The 19774-nt window shown below is 37.1% G+C and carries 14 protein-coding genes; 7 read left to right on the top strand and 7 right to left on the bottom strand.

From position 1 onward, the window contains the following. Positions 1–11: 11 nt before the first annotated feature. The 4 genes from IGL23_RS03235 (at position 12) to IGL23_RS03250 (ending at position 6579) form a co-directional block, all read left to right on the top strand. Entirely contained in the window at positions 12–242 is a 231-nt protein-coding gene (locus IGL23_RS03235; RefSeq protein WP_002355737.1) for a hypothetical protein, read from the top strand. 120 nt (positions 243–362) lie between these two features. Beyond that, complete coding sequence (locus tag IGL23_RS03240) at positions 363–3068, top strand: YhgE/Pip domain-containing protein (protein ID WP_080279901.1); 2706 nt, start codon at positions 363–365, stop codon at positions 3066–3068. A gap of 220 nt (positions 3069–3288) precedes the next feature. After that, positions 3289–4458 (top strand): cation diffusion facilitator family transporter, encoded by a 1170-nt coding sequence (locus tag IGL23_RS03245; protein ID WP_002390406.1) that lies wholly within the window; start codon positions 3289–3291, stop codon positions 4456–4458. 297 nt (positions 4459–4755) lie between these two features. Continuing rightward, positions 4756–6579, top strand: coding sequence for an APC family permease (locus IGL23_RS03250; RefSeq protein WP_002379167.1), 1824 nt, complete (start codon positions 4756–4758; stop codon positions 6577–6579). A gap of 34 nt (positions 6580–6613) precedes the next feature. Here IGL23_RS03250 and IGL23_RS03255 read toward each other — a convergent pair whose 3' ends face one another. The 6 genes from IGL23_RS03255 to IGL23_RS03280 form a co-directional block, all read right to left on the bottom strand. Next, entirely contained in the window at positions 6614–7078 is a 465-nt protein-coding gene (locus IGL23_RS03255) for a GNAT family N-acetyltransferase (RefSeq protein WP_002355741.1), read from the bottom strand. 71 nt (positions 7079–7149) lie between these two features. Beyond that, complete coding sequence (locus tag IGL23_RS03260; RefSeq protein WP_002363261.1) at positions 7150–7812, bottom strand: ABC transporter permease; 663 nt, start codon at positions 7810–7812, stop codon at positions 7150–7152. A 3-nt stretch (positions 7813–7815) separates the two neighbouring features. Then, positions 7816–8736 carry an osmoprotectant ABC transporter substrate-binding protein gene (locus tag IGL23_RS03265; RefSeq protein WP_002355743.1) on the bottom strand — a complete coding sequence of 307 codons (921 nt, stop codon included), beginning with the start codon at positions 8734–8736 and terminating at the stop codon, positions 7816–7818. Between the two features lie 2 nt (positions 8737–8738). Beyond that, on the bottom strand, positions 8739–9374 hold the full coding sequence (locus tag IGL23_RS03270) for an ABC transporter permease (RefSeq protein WP_002355744.1): 636 nt from the start codon (positions 9372–9374) through the stop codon (positions 8739–8741). A gap of 3 nt (positions 9375–9377) precedes the next feature. Further along, positions 9378–10571: a betaine/proline/choline family ABC transporter ATP-binding protein gene (locus IGL23_RS03275; protein ID WP_002355745.1), complete on the bottom strand. Its 1194-nt coding sequence runs from the start codon at positions 10569–10571 to the stop codon at positions 9378–9380. A gap of 626 nt (positions 10572–11197) precedes the next feature. Further along, on the bottom strand, positions 11198–12088 hold the full coding sequence (locus IGL23_RS03280; RefSeq protein ID WP_033595108.1) for a ring-cleaving dioxygenase: 891 nt from the start codon (positions 12086–12088) through the stop codon (positions 11198–11200). 165 nt (positions 12089–12253) lie between these two features. Between IGL23_RS03280 and queA the strand changes: the two genes are divergently transcribed. Further along, positions 12254–13285, top strand: coding sequence for a tRNA preQ1(34) S-adenosylmethionine ribosyltransferase-isomerase QueA (gene queA, locus IGL23_RS03285; RefSeq protein ID WP_002355747.1), 1032 nt, complete (start codon positions 12254–12256; stop codon positions 13283–13285). 344 nt (positions 13286–13629) lie between these two features. Here queA and IGL23_RS03290 read toward each other — a convergent pair whose 3' ends face one another. Beyond that, complete coding sequence (locus IGL23_RS03290) at positions 13630–13935, bottom strand: helix-turn-helix transcriptional regulator (RefSeq protein ID WP_002355748.1); 306 nt, start codon at positions 13933–13935, stop codon at positions 13630–13632. 822 nt (positions 13936–14757) lie between these two features. On the opposite strand from IGL23_RS03290, the gene IGL23_RS03295 reads away from it, so the two are divergent. Both IGL23_RS03295 and IGL23_RS03300 read left to right on the top strand, forming a co-directional pair. Then, the gene (locus tag IGL23_RS03295) at positions 14758–17403 is read left to right on the top strand and encodes a calcium-translocating P-type ATPase, PMCA-type (RefSeq protein WP_002355749.1); all 2646 of its coding nucleotides are present in this window, start codon (positions 14758–14760) and stop codon (positions 17401–17403) included. A 333-nt stretch (positions 17404–17736) separates the two neighbouring features. After that, the gene (locus IGL23_RS03300; RefSeq protein WP_033595110.1) at positions 17737–19743 is read left to right on the top strand and encodes a KUP/HAK/KT family potassium transporter; all 2007 of its coding nucleotides are present in this window, start codon (positions 17737–17739) and stop codon (positions 19741–19743) included. Positions 19744–19774 lie beyond the last annotated feature (31 nt).

A 19774-nucleotide genomic window follows, 5' to 3' on the forward strand; every position in this document is an offset into this window, starting at 1 on the left:
AGGGATAGGGAATGAAAGAAGGACAAGAACAATTCTTAACGTTCATACTAGATCGAACAAAAGAAGATAAAAAAGAAAAAATGCAAGCGCTACTTGCAGAAATGTTTGAACGCCAACAAACAGGCAAATTAGATAAAATGTACTTGATGACAAAAGCACCAAAACTTTTGGCTTATTTAAAACCAGAAGCCATTGATGAAGTTAAACAAGTCGTTTCGGAATTTTCTAAAAATATGAAATAAACAATCTTAGCTTGAACTTACGACATTTTAAAAATGTGTCGTAACATTCAAGCTTTTGTTTGTTATTCTCTTGTATTTTATGCTAAAGTTATTCAGGCACAAAAAAAAGCAGGTGATTTTATGAAACATATAAAAAATACATGGGAACTATTTATTTTAGATTGGAAAAGAATTTTTAAAAACCCAGTAGCAACATTTTTGATTGTTGCCTTAATGATTATTCCATCATTATATGCATGGTTTAACATTAAAGCACTATGGGATCCGTATTCAAATACAGGAGAGTTACCAATAGCGGTCTATAGTGATGACCAAACAGCAACTTTTCAAGATAAATCGGTCAATATTGGTGATGAAGTCTTGAAAAACTTGAAGAAAAACAAGCAATTAGGTTGGCGTTTTGTTGATTCGAAAAAGGAATTAGACAAAGGAGTCCAATCAGGAAAATATTTTGCCGGGATTTATTTACCTAAAGATTTTTCCAAGGATTTGCTAAGTTTTACTTCTGGTGATATCAATAAACCTAAAATTGAATACTCAATTAACGAAAAAATTAATGCAATTGCGCCGAAAATTACGTCAAAAGGCGCTTCTTCCATTCAGTCACAAATTTCGGAAGAATTCATCAAAACGGCAAGTAGTACGTTAATCAAAACATTCAATGATATTGGCTATGATATTGATAAAAACATGGTTAGCATTCAAAAAGTTAAGAGCATGATTTTAGATACAGATGCCAACATTGGAACCATTGATACGTACGCAAAACAAGTCACAGACTTACATGGTAAGATGCCTGAGCTAAAAGAAAAATTAGCGAAAGCCAACGATGCGATGAAATATTTACCTGAAGTTGATGCTTTAGGAGAGAAGATTGTTGAGCTAAATGGCAAAATGCCAAGCATCAAAGAACAAGCTAGTGTTATTTTGACGTTACAAGAAAAAATTCCAGAAATTCAAAACGCTGGCCGACAAATTGCTATGATTGATGAAGACTTTGCCTCTGTGGAACAAACAATGAGCGAAGGAATCCAAGAAGCAAAACAAGGATTAGAAATCATTCAACAAGTTCAAACGGCGTTACCAGATATTCGTAAACTAGGTGATCAAGCCAATGATTTAGGGAATGTTACATTAGATGGCGCCAATAAATTGCAAGAGGCGTTACCAAGCATTACGAATAGCGTTGAAGTGACTTTGAAATCTATCCAGCAAGTTGCTACAACAACAACTTCTGTAGTCGCGACTATTCGTCAAGCGTTAGATGATGGACAGTTAACGCCAGAAGAAAAACAACATATTAATGAAGTAGTACAAGATTTCACAACTAATATCCAACGGCAACAGCAAGCAATTAACGACATTATTGCGTTTATGAAACAACTCCAAGAAAATGCCGGTAATCATGACTTAGATGGTGCGATTGCTCAATTAAGCCATGTAAATGATTTATTAACAGATTTTAGCAATCGCTTGAATCAATTAAATGCTTTAGTCCAAGCGGGTGATATCTCTGGAGTACAAAATTATTTAAATGAGATTGACGAAATGGCAACTAATATTTCTAATATTGTGGGCAGTGTTGATGTAAACGGAATTAGTAATACCGTTTCAACCATTTTAAACAAACTAACTAGTACCATCCAAAACGCTCAAGGTCAACTAAACAAAGCGCAACAAATTGACTTTGAAGGGTTATTGAGCTCAACAAGTCAAACGGTCACTAATGCGATTTCTTTATTAGAAAAATATCAAGCCGAAATGCCGGCAATTAAACAAGAAATTCATGATGCGAATACGATGTTGAATGGCAATATGGAAACCATTGTCAATGGCATTAATCGTGGTGCTGATTTGTATAAAAACGATTTACCAGTCATTCAAGACAAAGTCAGCAAAGCGGCAGCCTTTATGCAAAATGACTATCCAGGTATCCGAAAAGATTTAACGAATACCTTGAAAACAGTCAATGAGAAAATGCCAGATGTTGAAGCGGCCTTAGACAAAGCCAACGAGCTGATTATTAATGATTGGCCAAATATCAAAACAGGATTACACAAAGCAGCGAATGCAATCCGTAAAGGTGAAAAAGAAGTTGATTTAGGTGAAATTCTTAAATTACTAAAATTAGATGCCAATAAAGAAAGTGACTTCTTTACACAACCAGTTGAAGTCAAAGAACATGCTGTTTATCCGATTGCTAATAATGGTTCGGCAAGTACCCCATTCTATACAGCTTTGTGTTTATGGGTTGGCGCTGTGTTATTCTCAAGTGTTGCGACAACGGATGTTTATCTTGAAGGAAAAGATAAAAAACGCTTCTCTAAACGGGAACAATTTTCAGCACGGATGTTTACCTTCATTGTCATGGGGATTGGTCAAGCACTGATTGTAACCTTAGGTAATTACTTTGCGTTAGGCGTAGATGTTCGTAATCCAGCGTATAGTGTCTGGTTTGCGGTATTGATTGCCATTACGTTTATGATAATGGTTTATGTGCTCGTTGCTCTCTTTGGCAATGTAGGGAAAGGAATTGCGATAATAATCTTGGTACTATCCATCTCTGGTGGGGGTGGGAACTACCCAATTCAAGTCTCAGGTAAATTCTTCCAAATGATTAATCCGTTCTTGCCGTTTACGCATGCCGTGAACTTGCTAAGGGAATCAGCAGGAGGCATTTACTGGCCAAATGCTTGGTTTGCAATTTGGATTATGGTGGGGATTTCAGTCGTCTTTAGTATTGGCGGCGCAATTCTTTATCCACATCTGGAACACAGATCGAAAAAATTTGCGGCTTTAGCACAAAAGAGCCATTTATTCCATTAAAAAACAAAAAGCTGAAAACGTCTCTAGCGTTTTCGGCTTTTTGTTTTTCTTTATTTTCAAGGCAACCCTAACAAAGAAGTTTTGGGGGCTCTTGCTTTTGACTTTTTGGCAATGCTAAATAATAAAATCTCCCTCAGAAAGTGAGGTTTTTTGTGTACAAATACATAAAAAGGTTTTATAGTATTTTTTTAAGAAATAAAAAGTGGGTAGGGGTTGTAAAATGATTCAAGCATTGCTTCAACGATATGAGAAAAAAATTGAACGTCGTAAATTGGAAAAACGAACAGCATTCGGTGCTTTTGCCGGGCGGATTGGGCTTGTTTCTAATTTATTTTTATTCGTTAGTAAATTTATGATTGGCTTGCTTTCAGGTAGTGTTTCAATCATGGCAGATGCCATTAATAGCTTGTCCGATACTATTTCTTCAGTTTTAACATTAGTCGGTTTTTATATTGCTGGTAAGCCAGCGGATAAAGAACATCCCTATGGCCATGAACGTTTTGAATATATTAGTGGAATGCTTGTATCATTAGTGATTACGTTTATTGGGTTTGAGTTTCTAACGACCTCCGTGGATCGCATCCTGCATCCAGAATCAATCAAGGTGACACCAATTTTATTTGCTGTTTTAGCTTTGTCAATTGGGATTAAAATTTGGCAAGGGCTGTTTTACAAAAAAGTATCAGCAAAAATTGATTCTCAAGCATTAGTTGCTTCTGCTAAGGATAGCTTTAATGATGTTTATACTACATTAGCTGTTTTGGTTTCTGCATTTATTGAAGGCGTCACTGGTTTGCGAATTGATGGATATATTGGTTTTTTAATTGCTGCATATATTATTTATAGTGGCTTGCAGTTAATTCGCGAATTTATTAATGAGTTGATGGGCATGCGTCCGAGCCAAACAGAAATTGATGAAATGAAAGATGTCTTATCAAAAATGGAAACAATTGTAGGGTATCACGATTTACTGATTCATAATTATGGTCCCAGCCAAACGTTTGCGTCTGTTCACATTGAAATTGATGATCGCTGGGATTTAAATAAAGCCCATCAGACAATTGATGCGATTGAAGCGAAGTTTAAAGAAGAATTGGATGTTAACCTTGTTTGTCATATTGATCCAGTGAATTTATATGACCCAACACAACAATTTGTTCATCAAACAATCAAAAAGATTATTCGTTCTTTTGATGCGTCTTTAAAAGTCCATGATATCCGCTTAGTTACCCATGGCGAAGAGCCAAAGATTTTGTTCGACTTGGTTTTGCCTACAGAATCAAAATTATCTGAATTTGAACTGGGTGTGGAAATTCAGCGGCAAGTTTATGAAAAAATTGGTCGTTATAAAGTGGAAATTACCTTCGATCATACGTACTTGTTACAATAAAAGGGAATAATTACCTAAGTTTTTAAGCGTGAGCCAAAAGGTCAAATAGACTTTTAGCTCTCGCTTTTTTGTTTAGAAAATGCAAATCCTTTTGTTATCTGGATTCTCTTGATAAGATAAAAGAAGCGGGGGACTGTAAATGAGTGTCTGATTAAAAAAAGATGGTGATTTTTTTATCTTTTTCAGTAACAAAAATCAATTGACTTTTCATTGTGAGAAGCGTAGCATATGGATTTGTTTGATAAAAAATAATGAAAAAAGTGAGCGGGTCACTCTAGAGAAAAGGAGTAGAAAAAAATGGCGGATTTAAAACGACTGTTCATTGGGAAACCATTGAAATCAGCCGAAAATGATGAACATAAATTAAGCAGATTTGCAGCGCTTGCGTTGTTATCTTCTGATGCACTTTCATCCATTGCGTATGGTACAGAACAAATAGTGGTGGTTCTGGTTACTTTGTCGGCGGCTGCGATTTGGTATTCATTGCCAATTGCTGCATTTGTTATTATTTTACTTATTTCTTTAACATTGTCGTACCGACAAATTATTCATGCGTATCCGCATGGCGGCGGCGCATACGTTGTTAGTAGTGAAAACCTCGGCAGAAATGCCGGTTTATTGGCTGGTGGTTCGTTGTTAGTCGATTATATGCTAACAGTAGCCGTTTCAGTTTCAGCGGGTGCAGAGGCGATTATATCGGCGATTCCAGCGTTATATGGTCATCAAGTAGCAATTTCTATTGGGATTGTGATATTGATTACCTTAATGAACTTGAGAGGCCTGCGAGAATCTGCCTCGTTCTTAATGTTGCCAGTGTATAGTTTTATCGCAATTATTACCTTACTGATTGTTGTTGGACTATTTAAAATTGTGACTGGCGCACAGCCATTAAATGCGACAGCTTTACCAGGAGCCGTGGTTCCAGGAATTTCTATTGCCTTAGTTTTACGGGCTTTTTCATCTGGTTCTTCTTCCTTAACAGGGGTCGAAGCAATCAGTAATGCAGTGCCATTCTTTAAGAAACCACGAGCAAAAAATGCTGCTGGGACGTTAGCGTTAATGGCAACGATTTTAGGGTTCTTCTTCGTGGGGATTACGTTTATTAACTATTGGTATGGGATTGTGCCCAAAGAAGAAGTGACAGTTCTTTCACAAATTGGGAAAGCGGTCTTTGGTCAAAATATTTTATATTATTTATTACAGTTTGCGACAGCCTTAATTTTAGCGGTTGCCGCTAACACAGGATTCTCAGCCTTTCCAGTTTTGGCTTATAACTTAGCTAAAGATAAGTTTATGCCGCATATGTATATGGATCGTGGCGACCGTTTAGGCTATTCAAATGGTATTTTAACTTTAGCTGCTGGTTCCATTGTTTTATTATTGATTTTCCAAGGTTCCACAGAACGTTTAATCCCATTGTATTCCATTGGTGTGTTTATTCCGTTTGCTTTGTCTCAATCGGGCATGGTTGTAAAATGGCGAAAAGAAACTAAAAATTGGTTGCCAAAATCAATTGCTAATATTGTCGGCGCCTTTATCTCTTTCGCGATTATCGCCATTTTGTTTATTTATCGATTAGGGGACATCTGGCCGTTCTTTATTATTATGCCGGTGTTGATTTATGCATTTTATCGGGTCAATACTCACTATAAAAATGTGGCGGAACAGCTACGTTTAGAAGATGGGGCACAGTTGCATGAGTTTGACGGGAATACAGTTATTGTTTTAGTAGGGAACGTAACCAAGGCAAATGTCGGCGCCTTGAACTATGCGCGTTCCATTGGTGATTATGTTGTTGCCATGCATGTCTCAATGGATGAAAACGTTGAGAAGGAAAAAGAAATTCAGGAAGAGTTTAAAAAACACTTCCCAGACGTTCGTCTATCAATTGTCCACTCTTCGTATCGTTCACTGCAAAACCCTATCTTACGTTATGTTGATTTGGTTAGTAAAAATGCCACGAAGCATAACTACAGTACAACAGTTTTAGTACCACAATTTGTACCAAATAAACGTTGGCAAAATATTTTGCATAACCAAACAAGTTTACGCTTACGGATTCGTTTAGCGTGGCGGGAAAATATTATTGTGGCTACCTATAGTTATCACTTGAAAAAATAAAAAAAAGTCTGCCATCTTTTGATGGCAGATTTTTTTATTGACGTAATTGTTTTTGATAAATTCTAGCGCAAGACTGCTCTTCGGTGGTTACCATGGTCAAAAATTCCCAGTCATATCTTTCATAAAAAGTAGTATGGTCTGTAAGCAGATAAAGCTTTTTAAATCCAGAATTAGCAAGAAAATCACCAACTGTTGTTAAAAGAATTCCTGCTAAGCCTTGGTGACGAAATGTTGGTTCGACATACAATGCACAAAGGTTTGGCGTAAGGTCTGCACGATTGTGGAAGTCATTATCAATTACGCCCACGCCTGCAACGATGTCCTGCTGTTTATTCAAGCAGACCCACCAATGTGGTACGTGGTTTTCGCTAGTTAGCATTTCCTGCATACTTCCTTGATACGCTTCAGCGGGGATTTGCCACTTTTGGCTAAACCATTGAGCAGCTGACGGAATTAAGTGTGGTTGTTGGTTTAAATCGATAATAGTATAGTTAGACATTATTAATCTCCTAGATAAAAGAACAGATCCCATTGAAAAGAAACAATGTTGGATCTGCTCTGCATTTTTTATTAATTGGAATGTTTGCTAGCTGGGTCTAAACGCCGTTCAATAATCCCTAGAACCCAATCTGTGATAATCGCCATAAAGGCCGTTGGTAAGGCACCGACTAAAATGATAGAAGCACCATCTGTGGCATTGGTTCCACGAATAATAATATCCCCTAAACCACCAGCACCAACGAAAGCACCAATCGCAGTAATCCCGATTGCGACGACTAACGCATTTCGAATACCTGCCATGATTACTGAAACAGATAAAGGTAACTCGACCATATAAAGAAGTTGTACTTTTGTCATACCCATTCCTTTACCAACATCTAAAATATTGCGATCCACTTGAATCATGCCAGTGTACGTATTCTTGATAATTGGCAGGAGAGAATAAAGGAAGACCGTTACAACCACCGTGTTGACACCTAAGCCCATCCCCAACATTAAAATCGAAAGCATTGCCAAAGCTGGTACTGTTTGGATAATGTTCGCTAAACGGATAATCCAGTTGGCTAAGCTACGTTTACGTGAAATCATAATCCCGATAGGAATCCCGACAATTGCAGCAAAGATTACGCCATAAATCGAAATTAAAAAGTGACGTAAAAATTGTTGAAAGACGTAGCCGCCATTTTGTTGGAAATAGTAGATAAATTGTTGGAATAAATTCATATTATTCATCTGTTACTCCCCCTCAAAATAGTTATTTTCTTTTAAGAAACGTTCGGCTACGACAGCAGGTTCAATTAAATCATTATCTGCTTGATAGTTCAATTCTTGCATTTTTTTGGTAGAAATTTTACCATCTAAGCGATTTAAGACATCTTTAATTTCCGGCGTTTCTTTTAATAATTTGTCACTAACCACAGGAGCGGCATCATAAGGCGGGAAGAAGCGCTTGTCATCTTTTAACATGACTAAATCGTAACTACCAATCCGGCCATCTGTTGAGTAACCTAAGATAACGTCCATTTTTCCAGCGTTGACTGCATCGTACACCAAGCCAATTTGCATTGGTAAAATAGATTTAAATTGGAAGTTGTATTCCTTTTTAAAGCCTTCATAACCGTCGCCTTCACGTGTGATCCACGCAGTATCGACACCAGCAACTAATTTGTCTGCGACTTTCCCTAAATCACTGACTGTTTTTAAATTGTATTTCTCAGCCGTTTCTTTTGTAACTAAGAATACATAAGTATTTTCAAATCCATATGAAGGGAACCAAGTTTGTTGATAACGTTTTTCAAATTCTGATTGAACTAGGTTAAACGCTTTTTTAGGGTCTTTTTCCGCTGGTAAACCAAGCGTAGTAGTCACGTCAGTACCAGTATAACGAGCTGCAGAAATTGAGGCATCTCCGTTTAACATTGCTTGGTGATTTATGGTAGTAGTGGCTAAGTTGTTAATCACATTTGTTTTTTTATCTGTGTAATGCTCAACCATATCCGCTACAATGCTCCCTAAAATCTGCGCTTCTGAAGTAATCCCACCTGTAATGGCAACAGTGTTATCATCAGAAGTTGAAGCGAGACCAGGTAAAGAACAACCTGCCAATAAAAGTAAACTGCTTAAGAAGAGTAAGCTTAACTTGAGTTTCTTTTTCATCATTATTCGCCCTCCCTTAAAGCTTTTGGCGTTAAACGATTTTCTAATAATCCAAGAAGAACATCTGCTAAAAGCGCTAAAATAGTTACCGGAATAGTCCCGCCAAAGATTAATTCTGGCTGATAGTTATTTAATCCACTGAAAATCATATCACCAAGACCACCTGCACCAATATAAGAAGCCAGTGTAGCCCAAGCAATGACATAGACAGCAGCTAAACGAATGCCGGCCATAATTGTTGGCATGGCAATGGGTAATTCAACACTAAAAATAGACTGTAAATTGGTCATGCCCATGCCTTTAGCAACATCTCGGTAATTTTCATCGACATTTTTCATTCCGATATACGTGTTTCTTAAAATAGGTAGAAGGGAATAGATGAATAGCGCGATAATAGCGGGTGTTTTGCCGACACCAAAAATTGGAATCATCAAAGCTAATAAAGCCAACGAAGGAACCGTTTGTAAGGCACTTGTTAAACCAATGACAATATTGGCTACTTTGGGCAAACGTGTTAACCAAACGCCAACGGGTACAGCGATAGCGACCCCTAATAAAAGTGCAAAGAATGAAATATAAATATGTTCAATACTTTTTGAAATCATTTCTGATCCATATTCTTGAAAGAAGCTACTCATTGCTTACGCCTCCTCTTTATCAGTTTCGGACTCGCTTTGTTTTGCTTCTACAGCTTCACTAATCGTTGTTTCATCGCCCCAGATAACATCATAAACAATGTCAACAAGGGAAGCACGTGTTAAGATGCCCACCACTCGTTTTTGTTCATCAACGACTGGCACATATTTTAAGCCGCGTTTTAAGATTCTTTGTAAAGCATCACGTAAAAGAGCGGTTTTTTGAACAAAGAAGACATCTTTATTCAAGATATCACCAACACTAGAAGCTTTGCCACGTTGCTGATCTAATGTTTCAACATCGATAAAGCCTTTAAGCACATGGGAATTATCAACAACTAATAAGGTATCAACCCGTTTTTCACGCATCAATTTAATCGCTTCTTGTAAAGATTTTTCCGGCGTGATAGTAATTGCTGAATTTAACATGACTTCATCAACAGTGGTGAAATCAGGTTTAGCTTGTAATAAGCGATCTTCTCCGATGAGTTCTTCTACAAATTCATTGGCTGGATGACGTAAGATATTATCTGGTGTGTCAAATTGAATTACTTTGCCTTCGCTCATAATGGCAATTTTATTTGCTAATTTCAACGCTTCATCCATATCATGGGTAACAAAGACAATAGTTTTTCCTAAACGTTCTTGCAAATCTTTCACTAAATCTTGTAATGAATCACGGGTGATAGGATCTAAAGCACCAAAAGGTTCATCCATTAGAATAATATCTTGATTGGCAGCTAAAGCCCGCACAACGCCGATTCTTTGTTGTTGTCCCCCAGAAAGTTCATTGGGATAGCGGTCTAACATTTCTCGTGGTAACTCAACCAAATCAATCATTTTTTCGGCTATCTTATTGCGTTCTTCTACAGGTACTTTTAATAATTTAGGCACTAAAACGATATTTTCACGAATGGTCATGTGAGGCATCAAGCCGATATTTTGAATGACATAGCCAATTTGGCGACGTAGCTCTACAGGATTGATTTTTTGAATATCTTGGCCATCAATTAAAATTTTTCCTTTTGAAGGGTCGGTCATGCGGTTAAGCATCCGCATTGATGTTGTTTTTCCACTACCACTTGTTCCGATGAAGCAGATAAATTCACCTTTATCGAAAGACAAATTAATGTCATCAACGGCGACTTTTCCGCCTTTATAAAATTTTGATACATGCTGAAATTCTATCAACTTACTCACCTCAACTAAATATTTTGAAAATGTATCTTATTACTAGTATGCTATAAAAATGCGATTTCGACAAATGTAATCTATTTTTAATGGGAAAAAGAAGGCGGTAAAATTTTTTTAATTCGTTCTAAAAAAAAGAAAAGATAACTATTGTTTAGTAAAAGTTATCTGAACGAAACAAGATGTTAAAAAGAGTATTCTGAGAAGGAAGAAAAGCCGCTATAACAAAGAAAAGTGTCCTTTGTAGCAAGTTGACGGGAGCTGAGTTTTTCATTAGAATGGAAAGAGAACAAGGGAATAAAATAAAAAAAGGCGCTTCATGATTTAGCGGCAACTAAATCACGAAGCCTTGAATAGTCACCTGTGCAAGTGGACCATCAAGTTGCCCGTTCAATCAATGGAAACCATTGATCACTTTTATTTTACTGAATTTTTGAAAAAATTACCAGTTTTTTTAAGAAGTAAGAAGTGGAAGAACGAAGGATGCTTTTTATGGAATGTGCAATGACGTTCAGAAAAATCTGAAGGTCATTTTTTATTCTCTTGTTCAAACATTCAAACATAGGGGAAGAGAGACGGACGTAATTTTGTCACCGATTATTACGTCCGTCTTCCGTTGTTTTCTAAAGCGTTGGTTACATGTCTTTGTAGAGGTTGGCTTCAATTGCAGTCCGTTTTGGTTCTAAAAAAGGCGGTAAAGCCAACGTTTCCCCTAAATGTTCCAGAGGCTCATCCAATGTAAAGCCAGGAGTCAAAGTAGCAAATTCAACCCGATTCCCGCCTGGTTCACGAATGTATAAACTTTTAAAATATCCACGACTTACATACATTTCAATTTTCCAGCCTTGTGCTAAAGCGCGCGTGTGTAGTTCTTGTAATGCTTCATCATCAGCCACAGAAAAAGCAATATGATCCATACTGCCACGCCCCATTCGGCTTGTTTTATCCGACGTTGTTTGATGAACAGAAAAGCTTTCCGTCTCACTTAAAATAATCGTATTGCCAACTGCTTGCCAACCAAGAAATGTTTCAAAAAAGGCCAAGGTTTTTTCAGAATCTGGCACATGAAATTCAGTAGAGGCCAAACCGATAATTTGAACCGCTGCTGGAATGTCGTTAGAAACAACGAGTGTTTCTTTTAATGGATTTTCAGGAACTTCTGTCAGGATAATATGCGTATCATCTGGATCACTGAAATGTAGGCTCTTTTCTTTTTTGTTAAATGGAATTTTGTTTTCTGTTAAACGTTGTTCCCAAAAGGAAAGGCTATTTTGGGGAATTTTTAAGCCAATCGTGGCTAAATAATTTTTTTCTTCATAGCGGTTGCCTAATAAGGGCACGATAAAAAAAGTTACTAAGCTTCCCGGTGTGCCTTGATAATCGCCATAAAAATAATGAGGCATGCGATTATTGTCTTGATTTACGGTATTTTTGACAAAACGTAAGCCTAACAATTTTGTATAGAATGATTGGTTTTCTTGGCCATGACGCGCTAATAGTGAAACATGATGAAATTGAGCATGCATTTTGAGTTCCTCCTCTAAATAACTATGTATACTTACTTAAAGTAAGTATAGTGCTTCTGACATTTTTTGACAACTATTTAGTTTGATTCAGAAGGCTGACATAGCCAGAAACAAGAAAAAGTGTTAGAATAACCAAGATAAAAACTAGTAGAAAGAGTGACGGAAATGCTAAGTACAGAAGATTTTGATTTTGATTTACCAGAAGAATTAATTGCTCAAACCCCACTAAAAGATCGCGCTAGTTCACGATTATTAGTTGTAAATAAAGAAACAGGGGACATGGAGGATAAACATTTCCATGATATTCTTGATGAATTACAGCCTGGGGATGCATTAGTCATGAATAATACACGGGTACTGCCGGCCCGTTTATATGGAGAAAAACCTGAAACAGGCGGTCATTTGGAAGTTTTACTTTTAACAAATACAGAAGGCGATACATGGGAAACCTTGATTAAACCCGCGAAACGTGCAAAAGTCGGCACGGAAATTCAATTTGGCGATGGTCGCCTAAAAGCGGTGGTTAAAGAAGAGTTGGAACATGGTGGTCGAATCATTGAATTTAAATATGATGGTATTTTCTTAGAAATTTTAGAATCGTTAGGAGAAATGCCATTGCCGCCATATATCAAAGAACGTCTAGATGACCCAGATCGTTATCAAACGGTTTATGCTGAAGAAAATGGTTCAGCTGCAGCACCAACAGCGGGTTTGCATTTTACAAAAGAACTATTAGAAGAGATCAAAGCAAAAGGTGTTCATCTCGTTTATTTAACGTTACATGTCGGTTTAGGAACATTCCGTCCCGTGAGCGTTGATAATATAGAAGAACATCATATGCATAGCGAATTCTATCGTTTAACTGAAGAAGCGGCTAAGCAATTAAATGAAGTGCGCCAAGCAGGCGGTCGGATTGTTGCCGTTGGAACAACTTCTATTCGTACGTTGGAAACAATTGGCACAAAATTTAATGGTGAAATCCAGGCTGACAGTGGCTGGACCGATATTTTTATCACACCAGGGTATCAATTTAAAGTCGTAGAGGCTTTTTCAACGAACTTCCATTTACCAAAGTCTACGTTAGTGATGCTTGTGAGTGCTTTTGCAGGAAAAGACTTAACATTGGCTGCTTATCAACATGCTATTGAGGAAAAATATCGTTTCTTTAGTTTTGGCGATGCAATGTTTATTAAATAAGCGACACTTTGTGAGCAGAATACTTGGGATTGAAACAAAAATATATTATGATAAACACGTGATTTTTGGAATCACAGTAAAGGTGTGCTTTATTTTTTCTTCCCCTGTAAATAATAAAGTTAGAAACCAAAACGCTACTAGAGCAAAAATGCTTAGTAGACAATCTTAGAATAAAAAGAACGACGCAACCACGGTTGCGCCGTTCTTTTTTTATGTAAGAAAAGATTAATTATTGAAACAACAATACGAAGAAATGCTTTCTTCGTATTGCCGGTACTAAGTTGTACCTCGGCAACTCCAAGTACAATCAGAAAAATTGTCTTGTTAAGTACAGCTTATACTGTTTAGGCTTCTTGTTCTACATCGTCATTCAGTGTTTCTTTGAAGGTGAACACATCATCAATGGTTACGCCAAAGACGTTCGCGATGTCATGCGCAAGAAGTAATGAAGGATTGTACTTGTTTCGTTCCAGCTGAATAATTGTTTGTCGAGAGACACCGACTCGATTGGCCAAATCTTGCTGGGTCATACGAGCCATAGCACGATAAACATGAATTGAACTTTCAAACGAAGATTTTTTCTTTTTTCGCATAGCATTCCCTCCTTTAAAAGAAGATAAAATAGAATGTGCACCTTGAATATAACACATATGATTATTTGATACAAATATATTTTATTGCCTAAAAGAAAAAACCGAGCTTAAATTTAAGCTCGGCCTTGTTAACGGGAGGACATCAATTGGTTGAATAAGTGTTTACATTTCGCGATACATGTAAAGCAAAAGGTGAACGTGATGTGGTGAAACTAAAACCTTGTTTTCATACAGTTTCGACGCTTGGATGGTGGATAACTTGCGTTAGGTGATAACAGATAGGGTAAATGCTTTATAGAAACTCCATCCTTCTATAACCTTTCCCTATTTTCCGATACGAGTTATCACTAACAATTACTCTACACGTATTGTTTACAGGTGAATCTTGCAATTCTAACAACTTTGAGTTTACCGATTTTTATCTACTGAGAAAATCTTCAACCAATTGATTTGCATGTCCTCCTTACACTTAAAGAATAGCACTTTTTGGAAGCGTTTGCAAGTTATAACACTTATTAATAAGATTAAATATAATATTTTTCTGGTTATTTTATAACATGTAAAATAAATAATCGTGCGAACCAAATAACATTGTATTTTTTTGTTGTTTTGTTTTGAATATATAGAAATAAACTATTTTTTTATCAGACAAAATGAAAAAAATGTCCATTGCTTTTTGGCTGAATTCGTTTCCTTTTTCATAAAATTCCCATAATTAAATAGAAACATTGCTGTAGCAACAACGAAAATACCAGTTTTTTCTGGACATATGAGAGAACGCTAAGCCAAAGATGAAAAAAGTTGCGTGTTCAAAAAAAATCATGTTATATTTAATAGAGACACTATTATATAGGAAGAAAAAATTAGAGGGGGAATAGGATGGAAGCTTACAAGCAATCTGTCGATACTGTCACAAAAGAAGTTTCAGTCAATACTGAAACTGGTTTAACACAACAAGAGGCCCAACAACGGCTGAAAGAAAATGGCCGCAATCAATTTGAAGAGGCTAAGAAGGATTCTGTGTTAAAGAAATTTATTCACAGTTTATCTGATTTTACGACGATTATTTTATTAGTTGCTGCGGCAATTTCGTTTTATACAGCAATCGTAACAGAACATGGCGAATATTTTGAAGGAATCTTAATTATTGCAATTGTGATTATCAATGCTGTTTTAGCCATTGTTCAAGAAGGAAATGCTGAAAAATCTCTGGCGGCTTTACAAGACATGAACAAGCAAAGTAGTGCAGTCTTACGAGATGGCAAGGTAATCGAAGTCGATGCTGAAGAACTAGTAGTAGGAGATGTTCTAGTTCTTGAAGCTGGTTCAATGATTACAGCCGATGCACGACTTATTCAAGCTTCTCAAATGCGCGTAGAAGAGTCAGCACTAACAGGTGAAAGTGAACCTGTTGAAAAAGATCCTACATACGTGGGGCATGACGATGATGGCTTAGGAGATCAAATAAATATGATTTTCAAAGGCTGTACCGTTGTGAATGGCCGCGGACGAGCAGTAGTAACTGCAACAGGAATGAATACGGAAATGGGTAAAATTGCTGGGTTACTGAATAACAGCGATCAGCAAAAAACACCATTACAAAAACGCTTGAATCAATTAGGCAAACGTATTAGTTTGTTAGCCTTAGGGGCTGCAGCAATTGTTTTCATTATTGGTGAACTGCAAGGAGAACCGCTTCTTGAAATGTTTATGACAGCCGTTTCCTTAGCGGTGGCAGCTGTACCAGAAACACTAACCGTGATTGTAACGTTAACCTTAGCATATGGTGTTCAAAAAATGGCTAAGAAACATGCGATTATTCGTCGATTGCCAGCAGTAGAAACGCTAGGAACTGCGAATGTTATCTGTTCTGATAAGACAGGAACACTGACACAAAATAAAATGCGCGTCCGCCGAGTATGGCATCGTGGTGATGAAGTAACGGATACGGAAGATGCCATGACCGATGAAGCCATGGAAGTACTGAAAATGGCTGCTTTATGTACAGATGTCATTGTGGAAAAAGAAGGCGATGAATTAACTGTTACAGGAAATCCGACAGAAGCGGCAATTGTTCGTGCTGTCGAAGAAAATTATCATACGAAAGAAGAACTTGAAGAAAAATATCCTCGTATTGGTGAAATTCCCTTTGATTCAGAACGAAAAATGATGACTACGGTCCATCAATGGGGGAAAAAGTACATCTCAATTACTAAAGGAGCCTTTGATGTGTTACTACCTCGTTTTGGTTTCGGAGATGTCGATCAAGCGGCTATTGTTAATGATCGTTTCGGAAAACGAGCGTTACGAGTTATTGCTGTCGGTTATGCCGTATATGATGAACCACCCAAGGAAATTACATCGGAGGCTTTAGAAAAAAATCTTCGCTTGTTAGGCTTAATTGGCATGATTGATCCACCACGTCCAGAAAGTAAGGGCGCCATTGCTCGTGCGAAAAAAGCTGGAATTAAAACAGTCATGATTACTGGTGATCACGTGGTAACAGCCAGTGCAATTGCTAAAGAATTAGGAATTTTAAAAGATAAAAGTGAAGCCTTATCTGGTTCAGAACTGAAAAAAATGAGTGATGAAGAATTAGATAAACGGGTTAAAGATTTATCCGTTTATGCACGTGTAACCCCTGAAGATAAAATTCGAATTGTTCAATCATGGCAACGTTCTGGCGCTGTTGTAGCAATGACCGGAGATGGCGTGAATGATGCGCCAGCCTTGAAAGCTAGTGATGTCGGTTGCGCAATGGGGATTACTGGAACAGATGTGGCCCAAGGCGCTTCAGATATGATTTTGACGGACGATAACTTTGCAACTATTGTTGATGCGGTTGCGCAAGGACGTGCCGTGTACCGAAATATTCGTAAAGCCATTAACTTCTTGTTAAGCTGTAATATTTCTGAGATTTTTATTGTTTTAATTGCCATGTTACTTGGTTGGGGTGCGCCATTTACTGCAGTTCAACTGTTGTTTGTTAACGTGGTCGCAGATGGGTTACCTGGTTTTGCATTAGGAAAAGAACCAGCGGAAAAAGGAATTATGGATGAGGCACCAATCCCTAAAAACGAAGGGATTTTTGCACGAGGCTTATGGCAAAAGATTGGGATTAATGCAGCAGTGTTCACAGTCATTACTTTGTTTGGTTTTTACCTAGGTGCCTTTGTACCAGGTGTTTCAGCCTATGTTTCAAACAGCTATGAAGTTGGACAAACAGTGGCATTTTTAATCTTAGCTTATTCCTCTATCTTACATGTCTTTAATGTTCGTAGTGCGAACTCTGTTTTCCGTGTAAAATTATCAAGCAACAAGTCGCTCTTTGAAATGGTCGTTTTAGCATTACTAATTACCACAACCATTGCTTTATTACCATTCACACAAGAACTATTTGGATTAGTGCATATTAGTTTAAATCATTGGATGTTAGCAATTTTCCTATCCTTTGTGCCAATTTTCGTCAATGAAATGATTAAGTTCCATTTCTCTGAAGTCGAAGAGGAAGAAGAAGTGATTTAAATTTAACAGGAATAAAAGGAGCTACCTTTGTTCAGAAAATTATCTTAATAGTTAGCAAGTGGGGCAGCAGTCGTTTCGACTGCTGCCCCACTTATTTTTGATTTTTCTTTTTTCAAAATAGGTGGGTTTCTTATCTAAGATGAACATTCTCTAATAAAAAGACTTGCTAAACGATTTAAAACGTATTATAGTGAGTAGCATCGTTAGTCAAAAAGCGCTTTTTGACTAATGAAAAAGATATATAAAACGTTATATAATAAAGAGTTTTAAAAGTTTTTATGGAGCTGTTGGTTAAACTAAACGAAGTCATTTCTTTTGTAGGAGGAAAGTATTGTGTTACACAAAACAGAGGGGTTTGATCGTCGGAAATTTACGATGGCAGGAATCTTAGTTGCCATGGGCGTTGTCTATGGAGATATTGGAACGAGCCCTTTATATGTAATGAAAGCCATTGTAGGAGATAATGGTGGCTTGGCACGGGTCTCTGAATCGTTTATTTTAGGTTCGGTCTCATTAATTTTTTGGACATTGACTATCTTAACCACGATTAAATATGTTGTTATTGCTTTAAATGCTGATAACCATGGAGAAGGTGGGATTTTCTCTCTTTATACATTGGTTCGTAAAAAAAGTAAGTATTTGATTATTCCCGCAATGATTGGAGGAGCCGCTTTACTGGCTGATGGCGTTTTGACCCCAGCTGTGACAGTGACGACAGCGATTGAAGGCTTACGGGGGATTCCAGCATTTTTTGAACGTTTTGGCAATGACCAAACGATTATAGTGGTTATTACGTTGACGATTATTTTAATTCTTTTTTCTGTTCAACGATTTGGAACAGAATTGGTCGGGAAAGCTTTTGGGCCGATTATGTTCTTGTGGTTTACTTTTTTAGGCATCATTGGTTTAATGAATTTTAGCCAAGATTGGACGGTTATTCGTGCATTAAATCCATATTATGCTTTGCAATTACTAGTCAGTCCAGAAAATAAATTAGGTCTATTTATTTTAGGGAATATTTTCTTGGCTACAACTGGTGCTGAAGCTTTATATTCTGATTTAGGGCATGTAGGAAAAATGAATATCCGCATTAGCTGGCCGTATATTAAGATTTGTTTGATTCTTAATTATTTAGGGCAAGCTGCGTGGTTGTTAACGGTCAAAGAAAACCCTGAAATGCAGGCATTAGCTGAAATTAACCCATTTTTCCAAATGATTCCACGAGGTATTCTCGTATTTGGCGTTGTTTTTGCAACAATCGCCGCAGTGATTGCTTCGCAAGCGTTAATATCAGGTTCGTATACTTTAGTTTCTGAAGCGATTAAATTGAAGTTATTACCAAGACTTAAAATTATTTATCCTGGGAGCAATATCGGTCAAATGTATATTCCAGCGGTAAATTTAATTTTGTGGTTAGCTTGTTCAGCAATCGTGCTGGCTTTTAGAACATCGACACACATGGAAGCTGCGTATGGTCTATCGATTACGATTACGATGTTAATGACAACCATTTTATTGTTGTTTTATCTTTTGGATAAAATTCCAGCTTGGTCTGCGTATCTAATTTCCTTGTTCTTTGCTGCCATTGAAGTTGTCTTTTTCTTTTCAAGTGCTGCGAAGTTTTTCCATGGTGGATATGTTGCTGTGGGAATGGCAGTCTTCTTGTTATGCATCATGATTATTTGGGAACGCGGCAACGAGATTAAAGAAGCAACGGCGGAACAAGTGTCGTTGGAAAAATATGTACCACAACTTAAAGCTTTGAAAGAAGATACATCTGTACCTATGTATCAAACCAACGTGGTCTTTTTAACCTCTGATCGAGTGGACGGCGAAATTAATCGTAATATTATTTATTCGATTTTAGACAAACAACCAAAACGAGCGAATGTTTATTGGTTTGTTAATGTTCAGGTAACAGATGAACCCTTTACTCAAGAGTATTCTGTTGACATGCTAGGAACTGATTTTATTGTGCAAGTTCAGCTATATTTAGGCTTCCATATTTCTCAAGAAGTGAATGTATATTTAAGACAAATTGTTCATGACTTGATGAAAACAGGGCGCTTGCCAAAACAGCCACAACGTTATTCATTAACGCCAGGGAGAGAAGTTGGCGATTTCCAATTTGTATTAATTCAAGAAGAATTATCTAACGTTTCTGAACTGAAAAAATGGGATCGACAAATTATGCAGGCAAAATTAGCTATCAAAAACTTAACTACCTCTCCTGAAAGTTGGTTTGGCTTGGAATACAGTGAAGTCAAATATGAATCCGTTCCTTTAATCATTGGCCCACAACGGAAAACGCACTTAGTCGAACGAAAGAATCGTTCATAAATAGAAGAAATTTAACTAAAAGATTGAGCCT

Source organism: Enterococcus sp. MSG3299 (assembly GCF_050555765.1).
Taxonomy (GTDB): Bacteria; Bacillota; Bacilli; order Lactobacillales; family Enterococcaceae; genus Enterococcus; species Enterococcus faecalis.

Coding starts and splice junctions, on each gene's coding strand:
- IGL23_RS03250 (WP_002379167.1), top strand. CDS start 4,756: ATGGCGGATTTAAAACGACTGTTCATTGGGAAACCATTGAAATCAGCC.
- IGL23_RS03270 (WP_002355744.1), bottom strand. CDS start 9,374: ATGAGTAGCTTCTTTCAAGAATATGGATCAGAAATGATTTCAAAAAGT.
- queA (WP_002355747.1), top strand. CDS start 12,254: ATGCTAAGTACAGAAGATTTTGATTTTGATTTACCAGAAGAATTAATT.
- IGL23_RS03240 (WP_080279901.1), top strand. CDS start 363: ATGAAACATATAAAAAATACATGGGAACTATTTATTTTAGATTGGAAA.
- IGL23_RS03245 (WP_002390406.1), top strand. CDS start 3,289: ATGATTCAAGCATTGCTTCAACGATATGAGAAAAAAATTGAACGTCGT.
- IGL23_RS03260 (WP_002363261.1), bottom strand. CDS start 7,812: ATGAATAATATGAATTTATTCCAACAATTTATCTACTATTTCCAACAA.
- IGL23_RS03280 (WP_033595108.1), bottom strand. CDS start 12,088: ATGCATGCTCAATTTCATCATGTTTCACTATTAGCGCGTCATGGCCAA.
- IGL23_RS03265 (WP_002355743.1), bottom strand. CDS start 8,736: ATGAAAAAGAAACTCAAGTTAAGCTTACTCTTCTTAAGCAGTTTACTT.
- IGL23_RS03255 (WP_002355741.1), bottom strand. CDS start 7,078: ATGTCTAACTATACTATTATCGATTTAAACCAACAACCACACTTAATT.
- IGL23_RS03235 (WP_002355737.1), top strand. CDS start 12: ATGAAAGAAGGACAAGAACAATTCTTAACGTTCATACTAGATCGAACA.
- IGL23_RS03290 (WP_002355748.1), bottom strand. CDS start 13,935: ATGTGTTATATTCAAGGTGCACATTCTATTTTATCTTCTTTTAAAGGA.
- IGL23_RS03295 (WP_002355749.1), top strand. CDS start 14,758: ATGGAAGCTTACAAGCAATCTGTCGATACTGTCACAAAAGAAGTTTCA.